Source organism: Streptomyces sp. NRRL S-340, from assembly GCF_000720185.1.
In the GTDB taxonomy this organism is placed as follows: domain Bacteria; phylum Actinomycetota; class Actinomycetes; order Streptomycetales; family Streptomycetaceae; genus Streptomyces.
Map to the genome: position 1 here is coordinate 1 of NZ_JOIY01000026.1, position 21,865 is coordinate 21,865.

A 21,865-nucleotide genomic window follows, 5' to 3' on the forward strand; every position below is an offset into this window, starting at 1 on the left:
CGGGTGGGGGCGGCGATCCGCCGGGTCGCGGGGCCGCCCAGCCGGAGGGGGGTCAGCGGGGGGAGGGGCGCGTGCAGGAACTCCACGACGCGCCCCTCGCCCCGCTGACCACCTTCCGGCTGGGCGGCCCCGCGACCCGGCTGATCACCGCGACCACCGACGCGGAGGTCGTCGACGCCGTCCGCGAGGCCGACGCCGCGGGCACCCCGCTGCTGGTCATCGGCGGCGGGTCCAACCTGGTCATCGGCGACAAGGGCTTCGACGGCACCGCGCTGCACATCGCCACCCGCGGCTTCGTCCTCGACGGGACGACGCTGGAGCTGGCCGCCGGTGAGGTGTGGACCGACGCCGTCGCCCGCACCGTGGAGGCCGGGCTCGCGGGCATCGAGTGCCTCTCCGGCATCCCCGGCTCCGCCGGCGCCACCCCCGTCCAGAACGTGGGGGCGTACGGCCAGGAGGTCTCCGCCACCATCACCGAGGTCGTCGCCTACGACCGCGCGGCCGGCAAGACGGTGACCCTGGCCAACGAGGACTGCGCCTTCTCCTACCGGCACAGCCGCTTCAAGGAGCACCCCGACCGGTACGTCGTCCTGCGGGTCCGTTTCGCCCTGGAGGACGCGGGCGGGCTGTCGGCGCCCCTGAGATACGCCGAGACGGCGCGCGCCCTGGGCGTGTCCGCCGGTGACCGCGTCCCGCTGGGCACCGCCCGCGACACCGTGCTGAAGCTGCGCGCGGGCAAGGGCATGGTGCTGGACCCCGAGGACCACGACACCTGGTCGGCCGGGTCCTTCTTCACCAACCCCATCCTCACGGACGCCGAGTTCGGCGCGTTCCGCGCGCGCGTGCGGGAGCGGCTGGGCGAGGACGCCGAGCCGCCCGCGTACCCGGCGGGCCAGGGACGCACCAAGACCTCGGCGGCCTGGCTGATCGACAAGGCCGGCTTCACCAAGGGCTACGGCACGGGCCCGGCCCGCATCTCCGGCAAACACACGCTCGCCCTCACCAACCGCGGCGGCGCCACCACGGAGGACCTGCTGGCCCTCGCCCGCGAGGTCGTGGCGGGCGTCCACGAAGCCTTCGGCATCACGCTGGTGAACGAGCCGGTGACGGTCGGAGTGAGCCTGTAGCGGCCCAAAGATCGCATAGGGTCGATCCCCGTCCGACAGGGAGGGGAAGACCATGCGGGGCGTACGGGGCCTGCGGGGCGGCCGGGGCATCATGATCGCGGTCGCGGCCGTGCTGGTGGGCGCGCTCGCCACAGGGTGCGGTCGGGGGGCCGGCGGCAACAGGGCGGCCGACGGGAACGGTGACGGGAAGCCCGCCGCCGCGGCCACCGGGACGGCGGCGGCCACGCAGACGCTCGCGCCCGACGGCACGACCGTCCGCGTCGGTTCCCCGCGGGCGAAGACCGTCGTCCACGTCTACGAGGACATGCGCTGCCCGGTCTGCAAGAAGTTCGAGACCGAGGGCGGCGGCGAGGCCCTGCGCGACCTGGTCCGCTCCGGTGAGGTCCGGGCGGAGTACACCCTGGCCTCCTTCCTCGACCGCGACGGCGGCCACGGTTCGCGGAAGGCCGCGAACGCCCTGCGGGCCGCCCTGGACGCGGGAAGGTTCGCCGAGTTCCACGACGTCCTCTTCGCCCACCAGCCCGAGGAGAGCGTCGACGGCTACACCGACGCGTTCCTGCTGGACATGGCCTCCCGCGTGAAGGGCCTGCGCGGCCAGGAGTTCGACGCGGCGGTCAAGGGCATGAAGTACCGCGGCTTCGTGGCCGCCTCCGCGCGCGCCTTCGACGCCTCCGGGGTGACCGGCACGCCCACCCTGAAGGTCAACGGCAGGACGGTCCCGCAGTCGATGAGCGGCGCGCTCTTCGACAAGTCGTCGCTGCCCATGGTGATCGGCGCCCTGTCGCAGTCCTGACCCCGCTCCCGGCCCTCCGCGCGCCCCTCCTGCCGTCCCTCAGCCGGCCAGCCAGTCGTCGACCCCGGACAGCAGCTTGGTCCGCACGTCCTCCGGGGCGGCCGAGCCGCGGATCGACTGGCGGGCCAGTTCGGCCAGTTCGGCGTCGGTGAAGGCGTGGTGGCGGCGGGCGAAGTCGTACTGGGCCGCCAGCCGGGAGCCGAAGAGCAGGGGGTCGTCGGCGCCGAGCGCCATCGGGACACCGGCGTCGTACAGGGTCCGCAGGGGGACGTCCGCGGGCTTCTCGTACACGCCGAGGGCCACATTGGAGGCCGGGCAGACCTCACAGGTCACGCCGCGCTCGGCGAGGCGCCGCAGCAGACGCGGGTCGTCCGCCGCCCGCACACCGTGGCCCACCCGGTGGGCGTGCAGGTCGTCCAGGCAGTCACGGACCGAGGACGGACCGGCCAGCTCGCCGCCGTGCGGGGCCGCGAACAGGCCGCCCTCCCGGGCGATCGCGAACGCCCGGTCGAAGTCCCGCGCCATGCCCCGGCGCTCGTCGTTGGACAGGCCGAAGCCGACCACGCCCCGGTCGCGGTAGCGCACGGCCAGCCGGGCCAGCGTGCGGGCGTCCAGGGGGTGCTTCATGCGGTTGGCCGCGACCAGGACCCGCATCCCCAGGCCCGTCTCGCGCGAGGCCGCGTCGACCGCGTCCAGGATGATCTCCAGCGCCGGGATCAGCCCGCCCAGGCGCGGCGCGTACGAGGTCGGGTCGACCTGGATCTCCAGCCAGCCCGAGCCGTCCCTGATGTCCTCCTCGGCGGCCTCGCGCACCAGCCGCTGGATGTCCTCCGGCTCCCGCAGGCAGGAACGCGCGGCGTCGTACAGCCGCTGGAAGCGGAACCAGCCCCGCTCGTCCGTCGCCCGCAGTCTCGGCGGCTCCCCGCCGAACAGGGCCTCGGTCAGCGCGTCGGGCAGCCGTACGCCGTACTTGTCGGCCAGTTCCAGCAGGGTGGCGGGGCGCATCGACCCGGTGAAGTGCAGATGCAGATGGGCCTTCGGCAGCTCAGAGACATCACGTACACGCTCCATCCCAGGATCCTGCCGTACGTCCCCCGGGTCCCGGTAGCCGTTTCCCCGTTCGTGGTCTTGCTCGCACAAAGGTCAGGGGCGCACCACCCCGGAACGTTCCCAGGTGATACGCCCCTTTTCCGGCCTTTCGCGTCAGTCCCGTGCTTCCGCGAGCAGCTTCTGCATCCGGCTCACGCCCTCCACCAGGTCCTCGTCACCGAGGGCGTAGGACAGCCGCAGGTAGCCCGGGGTGCCGAAGGCCTCGCCGGGGACGACCGCCACCTCGGCCTCCTCCAGGATGAGCGCGGCCAGCTCGACCGAGTTCTGCGGGCGCTTGCCGCGGATCTCCTTGCCGATCAGCTCCTTCACCGACGGGTAGGCGTAGAACGCGCCCTCCGGCTCGGGGCAGAGCACGCCGTCGATCTCGTTGAGCATCCGCACGATGGTCCTGCGGCGCCGGTCGAAGGCCTCGCGCATCGTCGCGACGGCCTCCAGGCCGCCGGAGACGGCGGCGAGGGCGGCCACCTGGGCGACGTTCGAGACGTTGGACGTGGCGTGCGACTGCAGGTTGGTCGCGGCCTTGACGACGTCCTTGGGGCCGATGACCCAGCCCACGCGCCAGCCGGTCATGGCGTACGTCTTGGCCACGCCGTTGACGACGACGCACTTGTCGCGCAGCTCGGGCAGGAGCGCCGGCAGGGAGACGGAGACCGCGTCCCCGTAGACCAGGTGCTCGTAGATCTCGTCGGTGAGCACCCACAGGCCGTGCTCGACGGCCCAGCGCCCGATCGCCTCGGTCTCGGCCTCGGAGTACACCGCGCCGGTCGGGTTGGACGGCGAGACGAACAGGACGACCTTGGTCTTCTCGGTGCGGGCGGCCTCCAGCTGCTCGACCGTGACGCGGTAGCCGGTGGTCTCGTCGGCGACGACCTCGACGGGGACGCCGCCGGCCAGGCGGATCGACTCCGGGTACGTCGTCCAGTACGGCGCCGGCACGATGACCTCGTCGCCCGGGTCGAGGATCGCGGCGAAGGCCTCGTAGATGGCCTGCTTGCCGCCGTTGGTGACCAGGATCTGCGAGACGTCCGGCTCCCAGCCGGAGTCGCGCAGCGTCTTCGCGGCGATCGCGGCCTTCAGCTCGGGCAGGCCGCCGGCCGGCGTGTACCGGTGGTACTTCGGGTTCTTGCAGGCCTCGACGGCCGCCTCGACGATGTAGTCCGGGGTCGGGAAGTCGGGTTCACCGGCGCCGAAGCCGATCACCGGACGCCCGGCGGCCTTCAGGGCCTTGGCCTTGGCGTCCACGGCGAGGGTGGCGGACTCGGAGATCGCGCCGATACGCGCGGAGACCCGGCGCTCGGTCGGAGGGGTTGCAGCGCTCATGCCGTCCATGGTTCCAGACCCCCCTGGCGCCGGGCACACGGGTTTCACGGAGTGAGCAGGGAGGGTGCACCTGGTGAACATCCGTCCGGATCCGGGCCCCGGACAGGCGATCTTCCGGCCCGATCCGCTCCCGCGGGCCGCGAAGAACACTTTCTGTTCGACGACCGGCCCCGGACCACGTACACTCTCACCTCGTTGGCCTTCAGCAGCCGCCGCCGCACCTGGTGCACACCGGGCCTACGGTCGGATGCGGTACGTTGGGGGACACACAAAGGGTCGTAGCTCAATTGGTAGAGCACTGGTCTCCAAAACCAGCGGTTGGGGGTTCAAGTCCCTCCGGCCCTGCTACACACACCTTCGCCAGGATGTGTGCGCATGTACGTACAGCAATGCACCGCCGTGCGGCTCGACCGGGCGCGGCACGGCCACGACCCGGAATCAGGTGAGGACGAATGACGGACGCCGTGGGCTCCATCGACACGCCTGATGCCCAGGACGAGATGGCGGAGTCCCAGAAGAAGCCCCGCAAGGGCGGCAAGCGTGCCAAGAAGGGCCCGCTGAAGCGTCTCGCTCTCTTCTACCGGCAGATCGTCGCGGAACTCCGCAAGGTCGTCTGGCCCTCACGTAACCAGCTGACGACATACACCACTGTGGTGATCGTCTTCGTGGCCGTCATGATCGGCCTGGTGACCGTGATTGACTATGGGCTCAACCACGCGGCCAAGTACGTCTTCGGCTGAGCCAAGAGCGAAGGGCGCCGTGGTTACCGGCGCCCGTTTTCGCATGTTCCACCCCTATGTATCCAGGAAGAAGCAGCCACCGTGTCTGACCCGAACCTGAACGACGCCATCGAGCCGACCGAGTCCGTGGATGACGAGCTCGACATCGTCGAGGGTGCGGACGAGGCGGACGAGGCCGAGGCTGCCGACGCCGCCGCGGGCGAGCCGGCCGAGGAGGCCGCCGTCCACGTCGAGGACGAGGACGGCGAGGCCGCCGAGGACTCCGACGAGTCGGAGGACTCCGAGGAGGCCGCGGACGAGGCCGCCGAGGGGGAGGACGCCGAGGCCGCCGCGACCGAGGACGCCGAGGAGGAGCCCGACGTCGACCCGGTCACCAAGCTCCGCGAGGAACTGCGCACGCTGCCCGGCGAGTGGTACGTGATCCACACCTACGCGGGCTACGAGAAGCGCGTGAAGGCCAACCTGGAGCAGCGTGCCGTCTCGCTGAACGTCGAGGAGTTCATCTACCAGGCCGAGGTCCCCGAGGAGGAGATCGTCCAGATCAAGAACGGCGAGCGCAAGACCGTCCGGCAGAACAAGCTGCCCGGTTACGTGCTCGTCCGGATGGATCTGACGAACGAGTCCTGGGGCGTCGTCCGCAACACCCCGGGCGTCACGGGCTTCGTCGGCAACGCCTACGACCCCTACCCGCTGTCCCTGGACGAGATCGTGAAGATGCTCGCCCCGGAGGCGGAGGAGAAGGCCGCCCGCGAGGCCGCCGAGGCCGAGGGCAAGCCGGCGCCGCAGCGCAAGGTCGAGGTCCAGGTGCTGGACTTCGAGGTGGGCGACTCGGTCACGGTCACCGACGGCCCGTTCGCGACGCTGCAGGCGACGATCAACGAGATCAACCCGGACTCGAAGAAGGTCAAGGGTCTGGTGGAGATCTTCGGTCGCGAGACCCCGGTCGAGCTGAGCTTCGACCAGATCCAGAAGAACTAGTTCTTTCTGGGCGAACTGCTTCCGCGCAGGTCAGGCGATCGCTCCGCGAGCGCCTGACCTGCGCGGTTTTCAGCCGCGCATCTATACCCGTTATCGTTGTGCGGTATGCCTGCGTCCGGGTGGTCCCCGAGCGCGGGCAGGACCCGAACCGAAAGGACCCGGAGAGCTATGCCTCCCAAGAAGAAGAAGGTCACGGGGCTCATCAAGCTCCAGATCAACGCCGGTGCGGCGAACCCGGCCCCGCCGGTCGGCCCGGCGCTGGGCCAGCACGGCGTCAACATCATGGAGTTCTGCAAGGCCTACAACGCCGCGACCGAGTCGCAGCGTGGCTGGGTCATCCCGGTGGAGATCACGGTCTACGAGGACCGTTCCTTCACCTTCGTGACCAAGACCCCGCCGGCCGCCAAGATGATCCTCAAGGCCGCGGGCGTGGAGAAGGGCTCCGGCGAGCCGCACAAGACCAAGGTCGCCAAGATCACCGAGGCGCAGGTCCGCGAGATCGCCCAGACCAAGCTGCCCGACCTCAACGCCAACGACCTGGACGCCGCGTCGAAGATCATCGCCGGCACCGCCCGCTCCATGGGCATCACGGTCGAGGGCTGAACCCCAGCCTCCGTCACACCCCCGTAGAACCGTGGCAGGGCCTGCTCGGCCCGTACCACGACTCCTTTCAGAACCCACAGGAGCAGTTGTGAGCAAGCGCAGCAAGGCTCTCCGCGCTGCGGACGCCAAGATCGACCGGGAGAAGCTGTACGCCCCGCTCGAGGCCGTCCGTCTCGCCAAGGAGACCTCCACGACCAAGTTCGACGGCACCGTCGAGGTCGCCTTCCGCCTGGGTGTCGACCCGCGCAAGGCCGACCAGATGGTCCGTGGCACCGTGAACCTTCCGCACGGCACCGGTAAGACCGCCCGGGTCCTGGTCTTCGCGACCGGTGACCGTGCCGAGGCCGCGCGTGCCGCGGGCGCCGACATCGTCGGCGCCGACGAACTGATCGACGAGGTGGCGAAGGGCCGTCTGGACTTCGACGCCGTCGTCGCCACCCCGGACCTCATGGGCAAGGTCGGCCGCCTCGGCCGTGTCCTCGGCCCGCGTGGTCTGATGCCGAACCCGAAGACCGGCACCGTGACCCCGGACACCGCCAAGGCCGTGACCGAGATCAAGGGCGGCAAGATCGAGTTCCGCGTCGACAAGCACTCGAACCTGCACTTCATCATCGGCAAGACGTCCTTCGAGGACGACAAGCTGGTGGAGAACTACGGCGCCGCGCTGGAGGAGATCCTCCGCCTGAAGCCGTCCGCCGCCAAGGGTCGCTACATCAAGAAGGCCGCCATCAGCACCACGATGGGCCCCGGCATCCAGCTCGACCCGAACCGCACCCGCAACCTCCTCGTCGAGGAGGACCCGGCCGCGGTCTGAGCCACCGGCTCACACAGGTCGGCACGAGCCCCGCAACCTTCCGAGGTGCGGGGCTCGTCCCTTTCCCAGGCAGCCTCGTGCCCCGGACCCGCGGGTCCCGCCGGGCCGCGCCGCCAGGTGCGCGCGAGCAGTCCCCGTACAGGGGCGGCAGGGGTCCGGTGCGGACGGCCGGTCCGTGCGGCCGGTACGGCGCGATCCGTACGGCCGTCCGGACGGCTGTCGGCGGCCTGCGCTAGCGTGCCAGCACAGCAACCGCATAGGGGTGGGGACGAATGAAGAGCACGACGGTGCGCCGTACGACGCTGGCGATCGCGGTGACGGCCGCGCTGACGGGCGTGGCCGCCTGCGGCGCCGGGGGCACCTCGGGGGGTTCCGGCAAGGAGGGGAAGGCGGCCGGGCGGGGCGTGACGCACGTCAGCCCGCTGGCGGCCCTGCGCCTCGCCGCGGCCTCCACCGACAAGGCGGACTCCGCCCGCGTCGACATGACGGTCAGCATGGGCTCGCTGATGTCCATGAAGGGCAGCGGCGCCTTCGCCTGGGGCGACACCCTGTCCGGTGCGATGACGCTGACGTACACCGGCGGCACCGTGGCCGACGCGATGCGCGCCACGGGGACCACCTCGATGCGCGCCCGCTACCTGTCCGACGCCTACTACGCCAGGATGAGCGACCAGTTCGCCCAGCAGGCGGGCGGCAAGCACTGGATCAGGTACGGGTACGACGACATCGCCAGGCTCGGCGGCGGCTCCGGCGCGTACCTGAAGGACCAGATGCAGAACAACACGCCGAACCAGTCGGTGAAGCTGCTGCTGGCCTCCGGTGACGTGAAGAAGGCCGGTGAGGAGCAGGTCCTGGGCCGGCACACCACCCACTACCACGGCACGGTGAACGTGGCGGCCCTCGCCGCCCGCACCAGCCGGACCCTCTCCGCCTCCCAGCTCGCCGACATCAAGAAGCAGCTGAGCCGGTCCGGCATCACCACGGAGACCGTCGACCTCTGGGTCGACGACGAGAACCTGCTGGTCAAGAAGTCCGAGACGGCGGACACCAGGAACGGCACCCTGACCACCACCGCCTCCTACCGCGACTACGGCGTGGAGGTCTCGGTCATGGCGCCGCCGAAGAGCGACACGCTGGACTTCAAGGCCCTGGCGGCGTCCCGGGGCGCGGGCGCCGGCGCCGGCGCTTCCTGAGTCAAGAAACCCCCAAGACCGCCCGCGCACGGCTCGGATAGGCTCGCGTCCCAACTGTGTGATCACCATCCGTTCCTTGGGGGGAAACCATGGACACCTCTGTACGCACGCCCACCGCGTCCGCCACGCCCGGCTCGGCCCGTACGCGGCGCACGCCCGCGCGCGCGGTCACGGGCCGCAGGGTCGCGACCGCCTCGCTGGCCGCGCTGGTCCTCGCCGCGGGCGCGGTGGGCTGTTCGGGAGACGACTCGAAGAGCGACTCCAAGAGCGCGGGCAAGAGCGGCGCGGCCGAGTCGCCGAGGCTCTCGCCCGCCGCCGCCGTCGCCAAGGCGGCCGAGAACTCGCAGGAGATCACCTCTCTGCACTACCGCATGACCGGCCAGATCCCCGAGGAGGGGCACGTCAAGGCCGAGGCGCAGATGCAGATGAAGCCCACGGTGTCGATGAGCATGAAGATGACGATGGCCGAGCAGCCCTCGGCCGGCACCGTCGAGATACGGCTCGTCGACAAGGCCATGTACCTCAACGGCGGTGCCGAGGCCGCCAAGGAGATGGGCGGCAAGAGCTGGCTGAAGTTCGACCTGTCCCAGACGGACGCGGGCAAGCAGATGGACCAGATGGGCGCCGCCCAGGCCGACCAGAACCCGGCGACCGAGTCCACCTTCCTGACCGCGGCCAAGGACCTGCGCAAGGTCGGCTCCGAGAGCGTGGACGGCGTCGCCACCACCCACTACTCGGGCACCGTCGCCCTCGCCGACCTGGTCAAGGCGCAGAAGGGCGAGAGCCCGCAGACCGCCGAGACCCGCCAGAAGAGCCTGGAGCAGTACAAGAAGATGGGCCTCGACAAGGTGACCATGGACGCCTGGATCGACGGCCAGAACCACACCAAGCAGTTCCGGATGCGCGGTGACGCCGCCAAGGGCCCGCTGGACATGACCATCACCTTCCTGGACACCAACAAGCCCGTGAAGGTCTCCGCCCCGCCGGCCGGGCAGGTCGCGGACCTGGCCGAGATGATGAAGGGCGCCCAGCAGGACTGATCCCCGCAGGACCGGTCCCGGTGCGGCTGAGCCCCGGCAGGGGCGGATTTGCCCGACGGCGCCGCGTTCCCGTACTCTCCTACAGAAGCCAAAGACCGCTGGTCGTTGCCGTGCGCTCCCACGAGGGTGCGGTGGCCGAAGGATCCGCTGAAACTGCGGACGACCCGCGCAGGTGACTGTGGAAGAACTCCCGGAGTGTGCATGCCGACGGCATGTGTGCGGCCGGTCGAGTCCGCCCCGAGCGCCTGCGCCGGGGCGTTTCGTTTTCCCCAGTCCTCCTTCGGGTCCGCGCGGTCAGAATCACCCGGAAGGAGGCCGAGGCTCTATGGCGAGGCCCGACAAGGCTGCCGCAGTGGCGGAGTTGACGGAGCAGTTCCGCAACTCCAGCGCTGCCGTGCTGACCGAGTACCGCGGTCTCACCGTGGCGCAGCTCAAGACGCTGCGTCGTTCGCTCGGTGAGAACGCCCAGTACGCCGTGGTGAAGAACACGCTGACCAAGATTGCGGCCAACGAGGCCGGGATCACCACGCTGGACGACCTGTTCAACGGTCCGACGGCTGTCGCCTTCGTCACCGGTGATCCGGTGGAGTCGGCGAAGGGTCTCCGTGACTTCGCCAAGGACAACCCGAATCTCGTCATCAAGGGCGGTGTCCTTGACGGCAAGGCGCTGTCCGCCGACGAGATCAAGAAGCTTGCGGACCTCGAGTCCCGCGAGGTTCTGCTCAGCAAGCTGGCCGGTGCCTTCAAGGCGAAGCAGTCCCAGGCTGCCTCCGTCTTCCAGGCGCTGCCGTCGAAGCTCGTCCGCACCGTGGACGCGCTTCGCGCCAAGCAGGCCGAGCAGGGCGGTGCCGAGTAACTCGGCTCGCTTTCTGATCCACGCCGCCACGCGGCGGCACGGATCACAGCGGGCCGACGTACGCCCGCCATTCATGTACATCCGGCACCAGCCGAATCAGTGGAAGGATCGCCCGTCATGGCGAAGCTCAGCCAGGAAGACCTGCTCGCCCAGTTCGAGGAGATGACCCTCATCGAGCTCTCCGAGTTCGTGAAGGCCTTCGAGGACAAGTTCGACGTCACCGCCGCCGCTGCCGCGCCGGTCGTCGTCGCCGGTGGTGCCGCCGGCGGCGCCGCCGAGGCCGTCGAGGAGAAGGACGAGTTCGACGTCATCCTCACCGGCGCCGGCGACAAGAAGATCCAGGTCATCAAGGTCGTGCGCGAGCTGACCTCCCTGGGCCTGAAGGAGGCCAAGGACCTGGTCGACGGTGCGCCGAAGCCGGTCCTGGAGAAGGTCAACAAGGAGGCCGCGGACAAGGCCAAGGAGTCCCTCGAGGGCGCCGGCGCCTCCGTCGAGGTCAAGTGACCCGACGAGTCCCCTCCGGACTCTCCTGCGCGCTGAACACGGTCCGATAGGGCTGTAACGCGAACGCACCGAAGAGCGATCATCCATCCGGGTGGTCGCTCTTCGGCGTTCCCGGGGGTGGCTGTGGCGGCCTTGCACCCGCGACCGGGAGGGGTATGGTGATCTTCGTTCGGCCTCGAGAGGCCCCCGGAGACAGGCCGCGAGTGACGATGGCAGCATCCGGTTCGGGTATGAGGGGCCTTGACGAACCGCACGCAGCGCGCAATTCTCAGGACGCGTCGTCACAACGATCCGAATCCGAGGCATGGATCGGCGGCGAAGAGGGCAGTATCAACGTGCGTTGAGGGTGACAGGCCGTAGGCGGTGACGACAACGAGGGTCGCGGAAAACCGGCGCTGGACATCAGTGGGCCAAGTGGCTACACTGACCCTTTGCGCTGCCTGTTAGCTGTCCCCTGCCCGTCACCAGGGGCATGCCCTCGCCCGAACATCGACGACCGGACCGCACCTGACCTGGCTTTCGGCCACTTCAGGCACCGTCTGTCCCGGTGAGCGGAAGAGGGGCCGGTACGCGCGTAGTGAGTCCGAGCCCTCGGAAGGACCCCCTCTTGGCCGCCTCGCGCAATGCCTCGACCGCGAATACGAACAATGCTGCCAGCACCGCCCCGCTGCGCATCTCCTTTGCAAAGATCAAGGAGCCCCTCGAGGTTCCGAACCTTCTCGCGCTGCAAACCGAGAGCTTCGACTGGCTGCTCGGCAACGACGCGTGGAAGGCTCGCGTCGAGGCGGCTCTGGAGTCCGGTCAGGACGTCCCCACCAAGTCCGGTCTGGAGGAGATCTTCGAGGAGATCTCCCCGATCGAGGACTTCTCCGGGTCGATGTCGCTGACGTTCCGCGACCACCGCTTCGAGCCCCCGAAGAACAGCATCGACGAGTGCAAGGAGCGCGACTTCACGTACGCCGCCCCGCTCTTCGTCACGGCCGAGTTCACCAACAACGAGACCGGCGAGATCAAGTCCCAGACGGTCTTCATGGGCGACTTCCCGCTCATGACGAACAAGGGCACCTTCGTCATCAACGGCACCGAGCGTGTCGTCGTCTCGCAGCTGGTCCGCTCGCCCGGCGTCTACTTCGACTCGAGCATCGACAAGACGTCCGACAAGGACATCTTCTCCGCCAAGATCATCCCGTCCCGGGGTGCCTGGCTGGAGATGGAGATCGACAAGCGCGACATGGTCGGTGTGCGCATCGACCGCAAGCGCAAGCAGTCGGTCACCGTGCTGCTGAAGGCGCTCGGCTGGACCAACGAGCAGATCCTCGAGGAGTTCGGCGAGTACGAGTCGATGCGCGCCACCCTGGAGAAGGACCACACCCAGGGCCAGGACGACGCGCTGCTCGACATCTACCGCAAGCTGCGTCCGGGCGAGCCCCCCACGCGTGAGGCCGCGCAGACGCTGCTCGAGAACCTCTACTTCAACCCCAAGCGCTACGACCTCGCCAAGGTCGGCCGCTACAAGGTCAACAAGAAGCTGGGCGCGGACGCCCCGCTGGACGCGGGCATCCTGACCGTCGAGGACATCATCTCGACGATCAAGTACCTGGTGAAGCTGCACGCCGGCGAGACCGAGACCGCCGGGGACAACGGCGGCACGATCGTCGTCGAGACCGACGACATCGACCACTTCGGCAACCGCCGCCTGCGCAGCGTCGGCGAGCTGATCCAGAACCAGGTCCGTACGGGTCTCGCCCGTATGGAGCGCGTCGTGCGCGAGCGCATGACCACCCAGGACGTCGAGGCGATCACGCCGCAGACCCTGATCAACATCCGGCCGGTCGTCGCCTCCATCAAGGAGTTCTTCGGCACCAGCCAGCTGTCGCAGTTCATGGACCAGAACAACCCGCTGTCGGGTCTCACCCACAAGCGCCGCCTGTCGGCACTCGGTCCGGGTGGTCTCTCCCGTGAGCGGGCCGGCTTCGAGGTCCGTGACGTGCACCCGTCGCACTACGGCCGCATGTGCCCGATCGAGACGCCCGAAGGCCCGAACATCGGTCTGATCGGCTCGCTCGCCTCCTACGGCCGGGTCAACGCGTTCGGTTTCGTCGAGACCCCGTACCGCAAGGTCGTCGACGGCCAGGTCACCGACGAGGTCGACTACCTGACCGCCGACGAGGAGGACCGCTTCGTCATCGCGCAGGCCAACGCCACGCTCGGCGACGACCTGCGGTTCGCCGAGGCGCGCGTCCTGGTCCGCCGCCGTGGCGGTGAGGTCGACTACGTCAGCCCCGAGGACGTCGACTACATGGACGTCTCGCCGCGCCAGATGGTGTCGGTCGCGACCGCCATGATCCCGTTCCTGGAGCACGACGACGCCAACCGTGCCCTCATGGGCGCGAACATGATGCGCCAGGCCGTCCCGCTCATCAAGAGCGAGGCCCCGCTCGTCGGCACCGGCATGGAGTACCGCTCCGCGGTCGACGCCGGCGACGTGGTCAAGGCCGAGAAGGCCGGTGTGGTCCAGGAGGTCTCCGCCGACTACATCACCACCGCCAACGACGACGGCACGTACATCACGTACCGCCTGGCCAAGTTCGCCCGCTCCAACCAGGGCACCTCGGTCAACCAGAAGGTCATCGTCAACGAGGGCGACCGCGTCATCGAGGGCCAGGTCCTCGCCGACGGTCCGGCCACCGAGAACGGCGAGATGGCGCTCGGCAAGAACCTGCTGGTCGCGTTCATGCCGTGGGAGGGTCACAACTACGAGGACGCGATCATCCTGTCGCAGCGCCTCGTGCAGGACGACGTCCTCTCCTCGATCCACATCGAGGAGCACGAGGTCGACGCCCGTGACACCAAGCTCGGCCCCGAGGAGATCACCCGGGACATCCCGAACGTCTCCGAGGAGGTCCTCGCCGACCTCGACGAGCGCGGCATCATCCGCATCGGCGCCGAGGTCATCGCCGGCGACATCCTGGTCGGCAAGGTCACGCCCAAGGGCGAGACCGAGCTGACCCCGGAGGAGCGCCTGCTGCGCGCGATCTTCGGTGAGAAGGCCCGTGAGGTCCGTGACACCTCGCTGAAGGTGCCGCACGGCGAGACCGGCAAGGTCATCGGCGTGCGCGTCTTCGACCGCGAGGAGGGCGACGAGCTGCCGCCGGGCGTGAACCAGCTGGTCCGCGTCTACGTCGCGCAGAAGCGCAAGATCACCGACGGTGACAAGCTCGCCGGCCGTCACGGCAACAAGGGCGTCATCTCCAAGATCAACCCGATCGAGGACATGCCGTTCCTGGAGGACGGCACCCCGGTCGACATCATCCTCAACCCGCTGGGTGTCCCGTCCCGGATGAACCCGGGACAGGTCCTGGAGATCCACCTCGGCTGGCTCGCCAGCCGCGGCTGGGACGTCTCCGGCCTCGCGGAGGAGTGGGCGCAGCGCCTCCAGGCGATCGGCGCCGACCAGGTCGACCCCGGCACCAACGTCGCGACCCCCGTCTTCGACGGTGCCCGCGAGGACGAGCTGGCGGGTCTGCTGCAGCACACCATCCCGAACCGGGACGGCGAGCGCATGGTGCTCCCGACCGGCAAGGCGCGGCTGTTCGACGGCCGCAGCGGTGAGCCGTTCCCGGACCCGATCTCGGTCGGCTACATGTACATCCTGAAGCTGCACCACCTGGTCGACGACAAGCTGCACGCCCGTTCGACCGGCCCGTACTCCATGATCACCCAGCAGCCGCTGGGTGGTAAGGCCCAGTTCGGTGGCCAGCGGTTCGGCGAGATGGAGGTGTGGGCACTCGAGGCGTACGGCGCCGCCTACGCCCTCCAGGAGCTGCTGACCATCAAGTCCGACGACGTCACCGGCCGCGTGAAGGTCTACGAGGCCATCGTCAAGGGCGAGAACATCCCCGAGCCCGGCATCCCCGAGTCCTTCAAGGTGCTCATCAAGGAGATGCAGTCTCTCTGCCTGAACGTGGAGGTGCTGTCCAGCGACGGTATGTCCATCGAGATGCGTGACACCGACGAGGATGTCTTCCGCGCCGCGGAGGAGCTCGGCATCGACCTGTCCCGGCGCGAGCCGAGCAGCGTCGAAGAGGTCTGACGGGAGTCCGGCAGGGGCCTCGCCGATGAGTGAGGCCCCCGCCGACCCCCAGGCCCCCGTTTCAGACCACAGACTTACAACCCTGAGAGGGATTGACGCATAGTGCTCGACGTCAACTTCTTCGATGAGCTCCGGATCGGTCTGGCCACCGCTGACGACATCCGTCAGTGGAGCCACGGCGAGGTCAAGAAGCCCGAGACCATCAACTACCGCACCCTCAAGCCGGAAAAGGACGGACTCTTCTGCGAGAAGATCTTCGGCCCCACCCGGGACTGGGAGTGCTACTGCGGCAAGTACAAGCGCGTCCGCTTCAAGGGCATCATCTGCGAGCGCTGTGGCGTCGAGGTCACGCGCGCCAAGGTGCGCCGTGAGCGGATGGGCCACATCGAGCTGGCCGCTCCCGTCACCCACATCTGGTACTTCAAGGGCGTCCCGTCGCGTCTGGGCTACCTGCTCGACCTCGCCCCGAAGGACCTGGAGAAGGTCATCTACTTCGCGGCGTACATGATCACGTACGTCGACGAGGAGCGCCGCACCCGCGACCTGCCCTCCCTGGAGGCGCACGTCTCCGTCGAGCGGCAGCAGATCGAGAACCGCCGCGACGCCGACCTCGAGGCCCGCGCCAAGAAGCTCGAGACCGACCTGGCCGAGCTGGAGGCCGAGGGCGCCAAGGCCGACGTGCGCCGCAAGGTGCGCGAGGGCGCCGAGCGCGAGATGAAGCAGCTGCGCGACCGCGCGCAGCGCGAGATCGACCGCCTCGACGAGGTGTGGACCCGGTTCAAGAACCTCAAGGTCCAGGACCTCGAGGGCGACGAGCTGCTCTACCGCGAGCTGCGGGACCGCTTCGGCACCTACTTCGACGGTTCGATGGGTGCCGCGGCGCTGCAGAAGCGCCTGGAGTCCTTCGACCTCGACGAGGAGGCCGAGAAGCTCCGCGAGATCATCCGCACCGGCAAGGGCCAGAAGAAGACCCGCGCCCTGAAGCGGCTGAAGGTCGTCTCCGCGTTCCTGCAGACCTCCAACAGCCCCAAGGGCATGGTCCTGGACTGCGTCCCGGTCATCCCGCCGGACCTGCGTCCGATGGTGCAGCTGGACGGTGGCCGCTTCGCGACCTCCGACCTGAACGACCTGTACCGCCGTGTCATCAACCGCAACAACCGCCTGAAGCGGCTTCTCGACCTCGGCGCGCCCGAGATCATCGTGAACAACGAGAAGCGCATGCTCCAGGAGGCCGTCGACGCGCTCTTCGACAACGGCCGCCGCGGCCGCCCGGTCACGGGCCCCGGCAACCGTCCGCTGAAGTCGCTGTCCGACATGCTCAAGGGCAAGCAGGGCCGCTTCCGCCAGAACCTGCTCGGCAAGCGAGTCGACTACTCGGCGCGTTCCGTCATCGTCGTCGGCCCGCAGCTCAAGCTGCACCAGTGCGGTCTGCCGAAGGCCATGGCGCTGGAGCTGTTCAAGCCGTTCGTGATGAAGCGCCTGGTCGACCTGAACCACGCGCAGAACATCAAGAGCGCCAAGCGCATGGTCGAGCGCGGCCGCACCGTCGTGTACGACGTCCTCGAAGAGGTCATCGCCGAGCACCCGGTCCTGCTGAACCGTGCGCCCACGCTGCACCGACTCGGCATCCAGGCCTTCGAGCCGCAGCTGGTCGAGGGCAAGGCCATCCAGATCCACCCGCTCGTGTGCACCGCGTTCAACGCGGACTTCGACGGTGACCAGATGGCCGTGCACCTGCCGCTGTCCGCGGAGGCGCAGGCCGAGGCCCGCATCCTGATGCTGTCCTCGAACAACATCCTCAAGCCCGCCGACGGCCGTCCGGTGACGATGCCGACCCAGGACATGGTCCTCGGTCTGTTCTTCCTCACCACCGACGGCGAGATGCGCAACGTCAAGGGCGAGGGCCGGTCCTTCGGCTCCGCGGCCGAGGCGATCATGGCGTTCGACGCCGGCGAGCTGTCGCTGCAGTCGAAGGTGGACATCCGCTTCCCGGTGGGCACCATCCCGCCGCGCGGCTGGACCCCGCCGGCGCGCGAGGAGGGCGAGCCGGAGTGGCAGCAGGGTGACACCTTCCGCCTGCAGACCACCCTGGGCCGCGCGCTCTTCAACGAGCTGCTGCCCGAGGACTACCCGTTCGTCGACTACGAGGTCGGCAAGAAGCAGCTCTCCGAGATCGTCAACGACCTCGCCGAGCGCTACCCGAAGGTCATCGTGGCGGCGACGCTCGACAACCTGAAGGCGGCCGGCTTCTTCTGGGCCACCCGTTCCGGCGTCACCGTCGCCATCTCCGACGTCGTCGTCCCCGACGCGAAGAAGGAGATCGTCGCCGGGTACGAGGCCAAGGACGAGAAGGTCCAGAAGCAGTACGAGCGCGGTCTGATCACCAAGGAAGAGCGCACGCAGGAGCTCATCCAGATCTGGACCCAGGCGACCAACGAGGTCGCCGAGGCGATGAACGACAACTTCCCGAAGACCAACCCGATCTTCATGATGGTGAACTCGGGTGCACGAGGCAACATGATGCAGATGCGTCAGATCGCCGGTATGCGTGGTCTGGTGTCGAACGCGAAGAACGAGACGATCCCGCGTCCGATCAAGGCGTCGTTCCGCGAGGGCCTGTCCGTGCTGGAGTACTTCATCTCCACGCACGGTGCCCGTAAGGGGCTGGCGGACACCGCCCTGCGTACCGCCGACTCGGGTTACCTCACCCGTCGTCTGGTGGACGTCTCGCAGGACGTCATCATCCGCGAGGAGGACTGCGGCACCGAGCGCGGCCTCAAGCTGCACATCGCCGAGCGCGGCGCCGACGGCGTGCTGCGCAAGGCGGACGACGTCGAGACGTCCGTGTACGCGCGCTGCCTCGCCGAGGACATCGTCGTCGACGGCAAGGTGCTGGCCCCGGCCGGTACCGACCTCGGTGACGTGCTCATCGACGAGCTGGTCAAGCACGGCGTCGAGGAGGTCAAGACCCGCTCGGTCCTGACCTGCGAGTCCGCCGTCGGCACCTGCGCGATGTGCTACGGCCGTTCGCTGGCCACCGGCAAGCTGGTCGACATCGGTGAGGCGGTCGGCATCATCGCCGCCCAGTCCATCGGTGAGCCCGGTACCCAGCTGACGATGCGTACCTTCCACACCGGTGGTGTGGCCGGTGACGACATCACCCAGGGTCTGCCCCGTGTCGTCGAGCTCTTCGAGGCCCGTACCCCGAAGGGTGTCGCCCCGATCTCCGAGGCCTCCGGCCGCATCCGGATCGAGGAGACCGAGAAGACCAAGAAGATCGTCGTCACCCCGGACGACGGCAGCGACGAGACGGCGTACCCGATCTCGAAGCGCGCCCGTCTGCTGGTCGGCGAGGGCGACCACGTCGAGGTGGGCCAGAAGCTCACCGTGGGTGCCACCAACCCGCACGACGTGCTGCGCATCCTGGGTCAGCGTGCCGTCCAGGTCCACCTGGTCGGCGAGGTCCAGAAGGTCTACAACTCGCAGGGTGTGTCGATCCACGACAAGCACATCGAGATCATCATCCGGCAGATGCTCCGCCGGGTGACGATCATCGAGTCCGGCGACGCCGAGCTGCTGCCCGGTGAGCTGGTCGAGCGCTCGAAGTTCGAGACCGAGAACCGTCGTGTGGTCCAGGAGGGCGGACACCCGGCCTCCGGCCGTCCGCAGCTGATGGGTATCACCAAGGCCTCGCTGGCGACGGAGTCCTGGCTGTCGGCCGCCTCCTTCCAGGAGACGACCCGAGTCCTGACGGACGCGGCGATCAACGCCAAGTCCGACAGCCTCATCGGCCTCAAGGAGAACGTCATCATCGGTAAGCTCATCCCGGCCGGTACGGGTCTGTCCCGCTACCGCAACATCCGGGTGGAGCCCACCGAGGAGGCCAAGGCCGCGATGTACTCGGCCGTCGGCTACGACGACATCGACTACTCGCCGTTCGGCACCGGCTCCGGCCAGGCCGTTCCGCTGGAGGACTACGACTACGGTCCGTACAACCAGTAGGCGAGCGTCGCTCTGAAGCACTGAAGGGCGGTCACCCCGGTGGGGGTGGCCGCCCTTCGGCGTACCGCGTGAGCCGGTCCGCGGAAGGCCGGTCTACGGGACGCCCAGCTCGAAGATGACGTAGTGGGCGTACCAGCCGGAGGCGACGGCCGCGGTGCAGAAGAACACCGCCAGGGCGCCGGTCCGCAGCCGGTCCAGCGCCGCGGCCGGCGCGAGCAGCAGCGGGAAGGCGGGCAGCAGGTAGCGCATGGTGTTGCCGAACATCTGCTGGGTGCCCAGCACCGTGACGATCGTGGCCAGGGTGTACGTGACGAGCACCAGGGGCGGCCGCTTGCGCAGCATCAGGACGATCAGGAACGGCAGCGCGAGCACCAGCTGCAGGGAGAGCACGTCCGGGACGTCGAAGGCGAACACGTAGTCGTGGTGGCCGACGGCCAGGTTCTTCAGGACGCGCAGCGTGTAGGCGCCGTAGTCGAAGTAGTGCGCCCAGCCCTCGCGCTGGAGCGTGAAGTACGCGGTGGGCTCCCCGGTGGCGTAGCCGACCCAGGCGACGTAGCCGAGCAGGCCCAGCGGGGCGACGAGCATGGCGTACACCGGAGGGGCCACGCCGTGTTCGCGCCGGCTGTCGCGGCGCGCCAGCGTCACCAGCGCGGCCAGGCCCACCGCGCCGATCAGCACGGCGGAGGTGGGCCGGTTGAGCCCGGCCACGCAGGCGAGCAGGCCGGCCGTCACCCAGCGCCGGGTCATCACGCAGTAGCAGCACCAGGCCGCGAGCGCGACGAACACCGACTCCGAGTACACCGCCCACTCGACGCCCGCGCCGGGCGCCACCGCCCACAGCCCGGCGGCGATCGTGCCCGCGCGCACGCCCGCAACCGCCTTGACCACGGCGTAGATCCCGGCGGCGGCGACGAACGACGACACGACCGACACGAGCATCCCGGCGCCGTACGGGCCGAGTCCGGTGACGCCCGAGACCATCCTGATGAGGGCCGGGTAGAGCGGGAAGAAGGCGACCGAGTTCTGCTGGACGGTGAAGAGGCCGTCGCCGCCGAGCCGCTCCAGCTTCGGGTCGTAGCCGTGCTGGGCGACCTGGAGGTACCACCAGCCGTCCCAGGTGGCCAGGACGTCCCACCAGTGGGCGCCGCCGCCGAAGCGCGGCGCCTTCGCGCGGTAGTCCCCGGCGTGCTCCAGCAGCCAGGCGAAGACGGTGAGCCCGACGAGTTTGGTGACCCCGTACAGGAGGAGCGGGGGCAGGTAGGGGCGGGCGGCGGTGCGCAGGGCGCCGGCGTCGAACCGGCGGGAGCCGCCGGTGTGCTCCGGGGCCCGCTCCCCGGCCTCCTGGGCGGTCCGCCGCGCCGCCGGGGCGGCCGGTGGCCGGTCCGGGGCGGCACCCGCCGAGGAACCGGTCACCGCGTTGCCCGAACCCGTACTCATGCCCGTGTGTTTCCCCTCGGCCCCCGGTCCCGGCGCCCGCCCCGCCCGGTCGTGCCGGGGCCGGGGGCCTGTGAACCGTCTGTCATAAGATCGCACCACGGTCGCACATCGGCGCGGGCCGAGGGGAGGCCCGGGTGGCTCAACAGGTGGACGGCGCGGACCGCGGGACCGTGCTGTCGGTCGTCATACCCATGTACAACGAGGAAGAGGCCCTGCCCGCGCTGGTCAACCGGCTGCGCCCGGTGCTGGACGGCCTCGGACCGCGCTACGAGGTCGTCGCGGTCGACGACGGCAGCGGCGACCGGACCGCCGAACTGCTCGCCGCGTTCCGGCTCGGCTGGCCGGAACTGCGCGTGGTCGGCCTGCGCCGCAACTCCGGGCACCAGGCCGCCCTCACCGCGGGCCTGGACCGCGCGGTCGGGGACTACGTGGTGAGTCTGGACGCCGACTGCCAGGACCCGCCCGAGAAGATCCCCCAGATGCTCGCGCTGGCCCGCGACGAGGGGCTCGACGTCGTCTACGGCGTCCGCGCCGACCGCAGCAGCGACAGCGCGTTCAAGCGGGGCACGGCGGGCGTCTACTACCGGCTGCTGCGGCGCCTGGCGGGGCCGTCCGTGCCCGCGCACGCGGGGGACTTCCGGCTGCTCAGCCGGGCCGCCGTGGACGCCCTCAAGGCCCTGCCGGACCAGCAGCGGGTCTACCGGCTGCTGGTGCCGTGGCTCGGCTTCCCCAGCGGGCAGGTCACCTACGAGCGCGAGCTGCGTTCCGCCGGCCGGACGAAGTACCCGCTCGGGCGGATGATCCTGCTCGCCGCCGACAGCATCACCGGCTTCTCCGCCGCGCCGCTGCGGCTGGCGACCTGGCTGGGCGGCGGGGCGTTCGTGGTGTGCCTGGGCCTGCTGGTGTACACGTTCACCGGGTACGCCCTGGGGCACACCGTGCCCGGCTGGACCTCGCTGCTCACGGCGGTGGTCTTCATCGGCGCGGTCCAGCTGATCTGCGTGGGCCTGCTGGGGGAGTACGTCGCCCGGATCTACACCGCCGTCCAGAACCGGCCCTCGTACTTCGTGCGGGACGACACGGGGGAGGGCACGGGGACGGGCGGTCCGGCCGCGGACGGCGCGGAGGCGGACCGTGCGGGGGCGGACCGTGCGGCCGCGGAGGGCGCCGGGGCGGTCGGCGCCGGGAGGGCCGGCGCGGAGGAAGGTTCCGCCTCCTGCCGTCGCGGGGCGCGTCCGCCGGCCCGGTAGGGTAC

16 protein-coding genes and 1 tRNA gene are annotated in these 21,865 nt (G+C 69.5%); 14 read left to right on the forward strand and 3 right to left on the reverse strand.

Going from position 1 to position 21,865, the window contains the following annotated elements:
* Positions 1-71 precede the first annotated feature (71 nt).
* The gene (locus tag IG64_RS20585) at positions 72-1,127 is read left to right on the forward strand and encodes a UDP-N-acetylmuramate dehydrogenase (protein WP_037858364.1); all 1,056 of its coding nucleotides are present in this window, start codon (positions 72-74) and stop codon (positions 1,125-1,127) included.
* 52 nt (positions 1,128-1,179) lie between these two features.
* Positions 1,180-1,920 carry a DsbA family protein gene (locus IG64_RS20590; RefSeq protein ID WP_234438576.1) on the forward strand — a complete coding sequence of 247 codons (741 nt, stop codon included), beginning with the start codon at positions 1,180-1,182 and terminating at the stop codon, positions 1,918-1,920.
* Between the two features lie 39 nt (positions 1,921-1,959).
* Here the strand turns inward: IG64_RS20590 and IG64_RS20595 are convergent, their stop codons facing one another.
* Positions 1,960-2,991, reverse strand: coding sequence for an adenosine deaminase (locus IG64_RS20595; RefSeq protein WP_037858366.1), 1,032 nt, complete (start codon positions 2,989-2,991; stop codon positions 1,960-1,962).
* Between the two features lie 132 nt (positions 2,992-3,123).
* Complete coding sequence (locus IG64_RS20600; protein ID WP_037858493.1) at positions 3,124-4,350, reverse strand: pyridoxal phosphate-dependent aminotransferase; 1,227 nt, start codon at positions 4,348-4,350, stop codon at positions 3,124-3,126.
* Between the two features lie 272 nt (positions 4,351-4,622).
* On the opposite strand from IG64_RS20600, the gene IG64_RS20605 reads away from it, so the two are divergent.
* The 11 genes from IG64_RS20605 (at position 4,623) to IG64_RS20655 (ending at position 19,173) form a co-directional block, all read left to right on the forward strand.
* Positions 4,623-4,695 (forward strand) — tRNA-Trp (locus IG64_RS20605).
* Positions 4,696-4,802: 107 nt separating this feature from the next.
* Positions 4,803-5,090, forward strand: coding sequence for a preprotein translocase subunit SecE (gene secE, locus IG64_RS20610; protein WP_037858369.1), 288 nt, complete (start codon positions 4,803-4,805; stop codon positions 5,088-5,090).
* 81 nt (positions 5,091-5,171) lie between these two features.
* On the forward strand, positions 5,172-6,068 hold the full coding sequence (gene nusG / locus IG64_RS20615) for a transcription termination/antitermination protein NusG (protein WP_037858371.1): 897 nt from the start codon (positions 5,172-5,174) through the stop codon (positions 6,066-6,068).
* Between the two features lie 168 nt (positions 6,069-6,236).
* The gene (rplK, locus tag IG64_RS20620) at positions 6,237-6,671 is read left to right on the forward strand and encodes a 50S ribosomal protein L11 (protein WP_037858373.1); all 435 of its coding nucleotides are present in this window, start codon (positions 6,237-6,239) and stop codon (positions 6,669-6,671) included.
* Positions 6,672-6,759: 88 nt separating this feature from the next.
* Positions 6,760-7,485 carry a 50S ribosomal protein L1 gene (gene rplA, locus IG64_RS20625; protein WP_037858376.1) on the forward strand — a complete coding sequence of 242 codons (726 nt, stop codon included), beginning with the start codon at positions 6,760-6,762 and terminating at the stop codon, positions 7,483-7,485.
* A 272-nt stretch (positions 7,486-7,757) separates the two neighbouring features.
* On the forward strand, positions 7,758-8,678 hold the full coding sequence (locus tag IG64_RS20630; RefSeq protein WP_037858380.1) for a hypothetical protein: 921 nt from the start codon (positions 7,758-7,760) through the stop codon (positions 8,676-8,678).
* Positions 8,679-8,767: 89 nt separating this feature from the next.
* On the forward strand, positions 8,768-9,718 hold the full coding sequence (locus IG64_RS20635) for an LppX_LprAFG lipoprotein (RefSeq protein ID WP_234438577.1): 951 nt from the start codon (positions 8,768-8,770) through the stop codon (positions 9,716-9,718).
* Between the two features lie 325 nt (positions 9,719-10,043).
* Positions 10,044-10,574 carry a 50S ribosomal protein L10 gene (rplJ, locus tag IG64_RS20640; protein WP_037858382.1) on the forward strand — a complete coding sequence of 177 codons (531 nt, stop codon included), beginning with the start codon at positions 10,044-10,046 and terminating at the stop codon, positions 10,572-10,574.
* 117 nt (positions 10,575-10,691) lie between these two features.
* Positions 10,692-11,078: a 50S ribosomal protein L7/L12 gene (gene rplL, locus IG64_RS20645; RefSeq protein WP_037858385.1), complete on the forward strand. Its 387-nt coding sequence runs from the start codon at positions 10,692-10,694 to the stop codon at positions 11,076-11,078.
* Positions 11,079-11,685: 607 nt separating this feature from the next.
* On the forward strand, positions 11,686-15,171 hold the full coding sequence (gene rpoB / locus IG64_RS20650) for a DNA-directed RNA polymerase subunit beta (RefSeq protein WP_037858387.1): 3,486 nt from the start codon (positions 11,686-11,688) through the stop codon (positions 15,169-15,171).
* 102 nt (positions 15,172-15,273) lie between these two features.
* Positions 15,274-19,173: a DNA-directed RNA polymerase subunit beta' gene (locus IG64_RS20655; protein WP_037858389.1), complete on the forward strand. Its 3,900-nt coding sequence runs from the start codon at positions 15,274-15,276 to the stop codon at positions 19,171-19,173.
* Between the two features lie 93 nt (positions 19,174-19,266).
* Here IG64_RS20655 and IG64_RS20660 read toward each other — a convergent pair whose 3' ends face one another.
* Positions 19,267-20,610: a glycosyltransferase family 39 protein gene (locus IG64_RS20660; RefSeq protein ID WP_037858392.1), complete on the reverse strand. Its 1,344-nt coding sequence runs from the start codon at positions 20,608-20,610 to the stop codon at positions 19,267-19,269.
* Positions 20,611-20,744: 134 nt separating this feature from the next.
* Between IG64_RS20660 and IG64_RS20665 the strand changes: the two genes are divergently transcribed.
* On the forward strand, positions 20,745-21,860 hold the full coding sequence (locus IG64_RS20665) for a glycosyltransferase family 2 protein (RefSeq protein ID WP_267883411.1): 1,116 nt from the start codon (positions 20,745-20,747) through the stop codon (positions 21,858-21,860).
* The last annotated feature ends 5 nt before the right edge of the window (positions 21,861-21,865 follow it).

What these genes read in the sequence shown, in the direction of transcription:
- IG64_RS20590 (WP_234438576.1), top strand. Translation starts at nt 1,180, where the DNA reads ATGCGGGGCGTACGGGGCCTGCGGGGCGGCCGGGGCATCATGATCGCG.
- IG64_RS20595 (WP_037858366.1), bottom strand. Translation starts at nt 2,991, where the DNA reads ATGGAGCGTGTACGTGATGTCTCTGAGCTGCCGAAGGCCCATCTGCAT.
- IG64_RS20600 (WP_037858493.1), bottom strand. Translation starts at nt 4,350, where the DNA reads ATGAGCGCTGCAACCCCTCCGACCGAGCGCCGGGTCTCCGCGCGTATC.
- secE (WP_037858369.1), top strand. Translation starts at nt 4,803, where the DNA reads ATGACGGACGCCGTGGGCTCCATCGACACGCCTGATGCCCAGGACGAG.
- rplK (WP_037858373.1), top strand. Translation starts at nt 6,237, where the DNA reads ATGCCTCCCAAGAAGAAGAAGGTCACGGGGCTCATCAAGCTCCAGATC.
- IG64_RS20630 (WP_037858380.1), top strand. Translation starts at nt 7,758, where the DNA reads ATGAAGAGCACGACGGTGCGCCGTACGACGCTGGCGATCGCGGTGACG.
- IG64_RS20635 (WP_234438577.1), top strand. Translation starts at nt 8,768, where the DNA reads ATGGACACCTCTGTACGCACGCCCACCGCGTCCGCCACGCCCGGCTCG.
- rplJ (WP_037858382.1), top strand. Translation starts at nt 10,044, where the DNA reads ATGGCGAGGCCCGACAAGGCTGCCGCAGTGGCGGAGTTGACGGAGCAG.
- rplL (WP_037858385.1), top strand. Translation starts at nt 10,692, where the DNA reads ATGGCGAAGCTCAGCCAGGAAGACCTGCTCGCCCAGTTCGAGGAGATG.
- IG64_RS20660 (WP_037858392.1), bottom strand. Translation starts at nt 20,610, where the DNA reads ATGAGTACGGGTTCGGGCAACGCGGTGACCGGTTCCTCGGCGGGTGCC.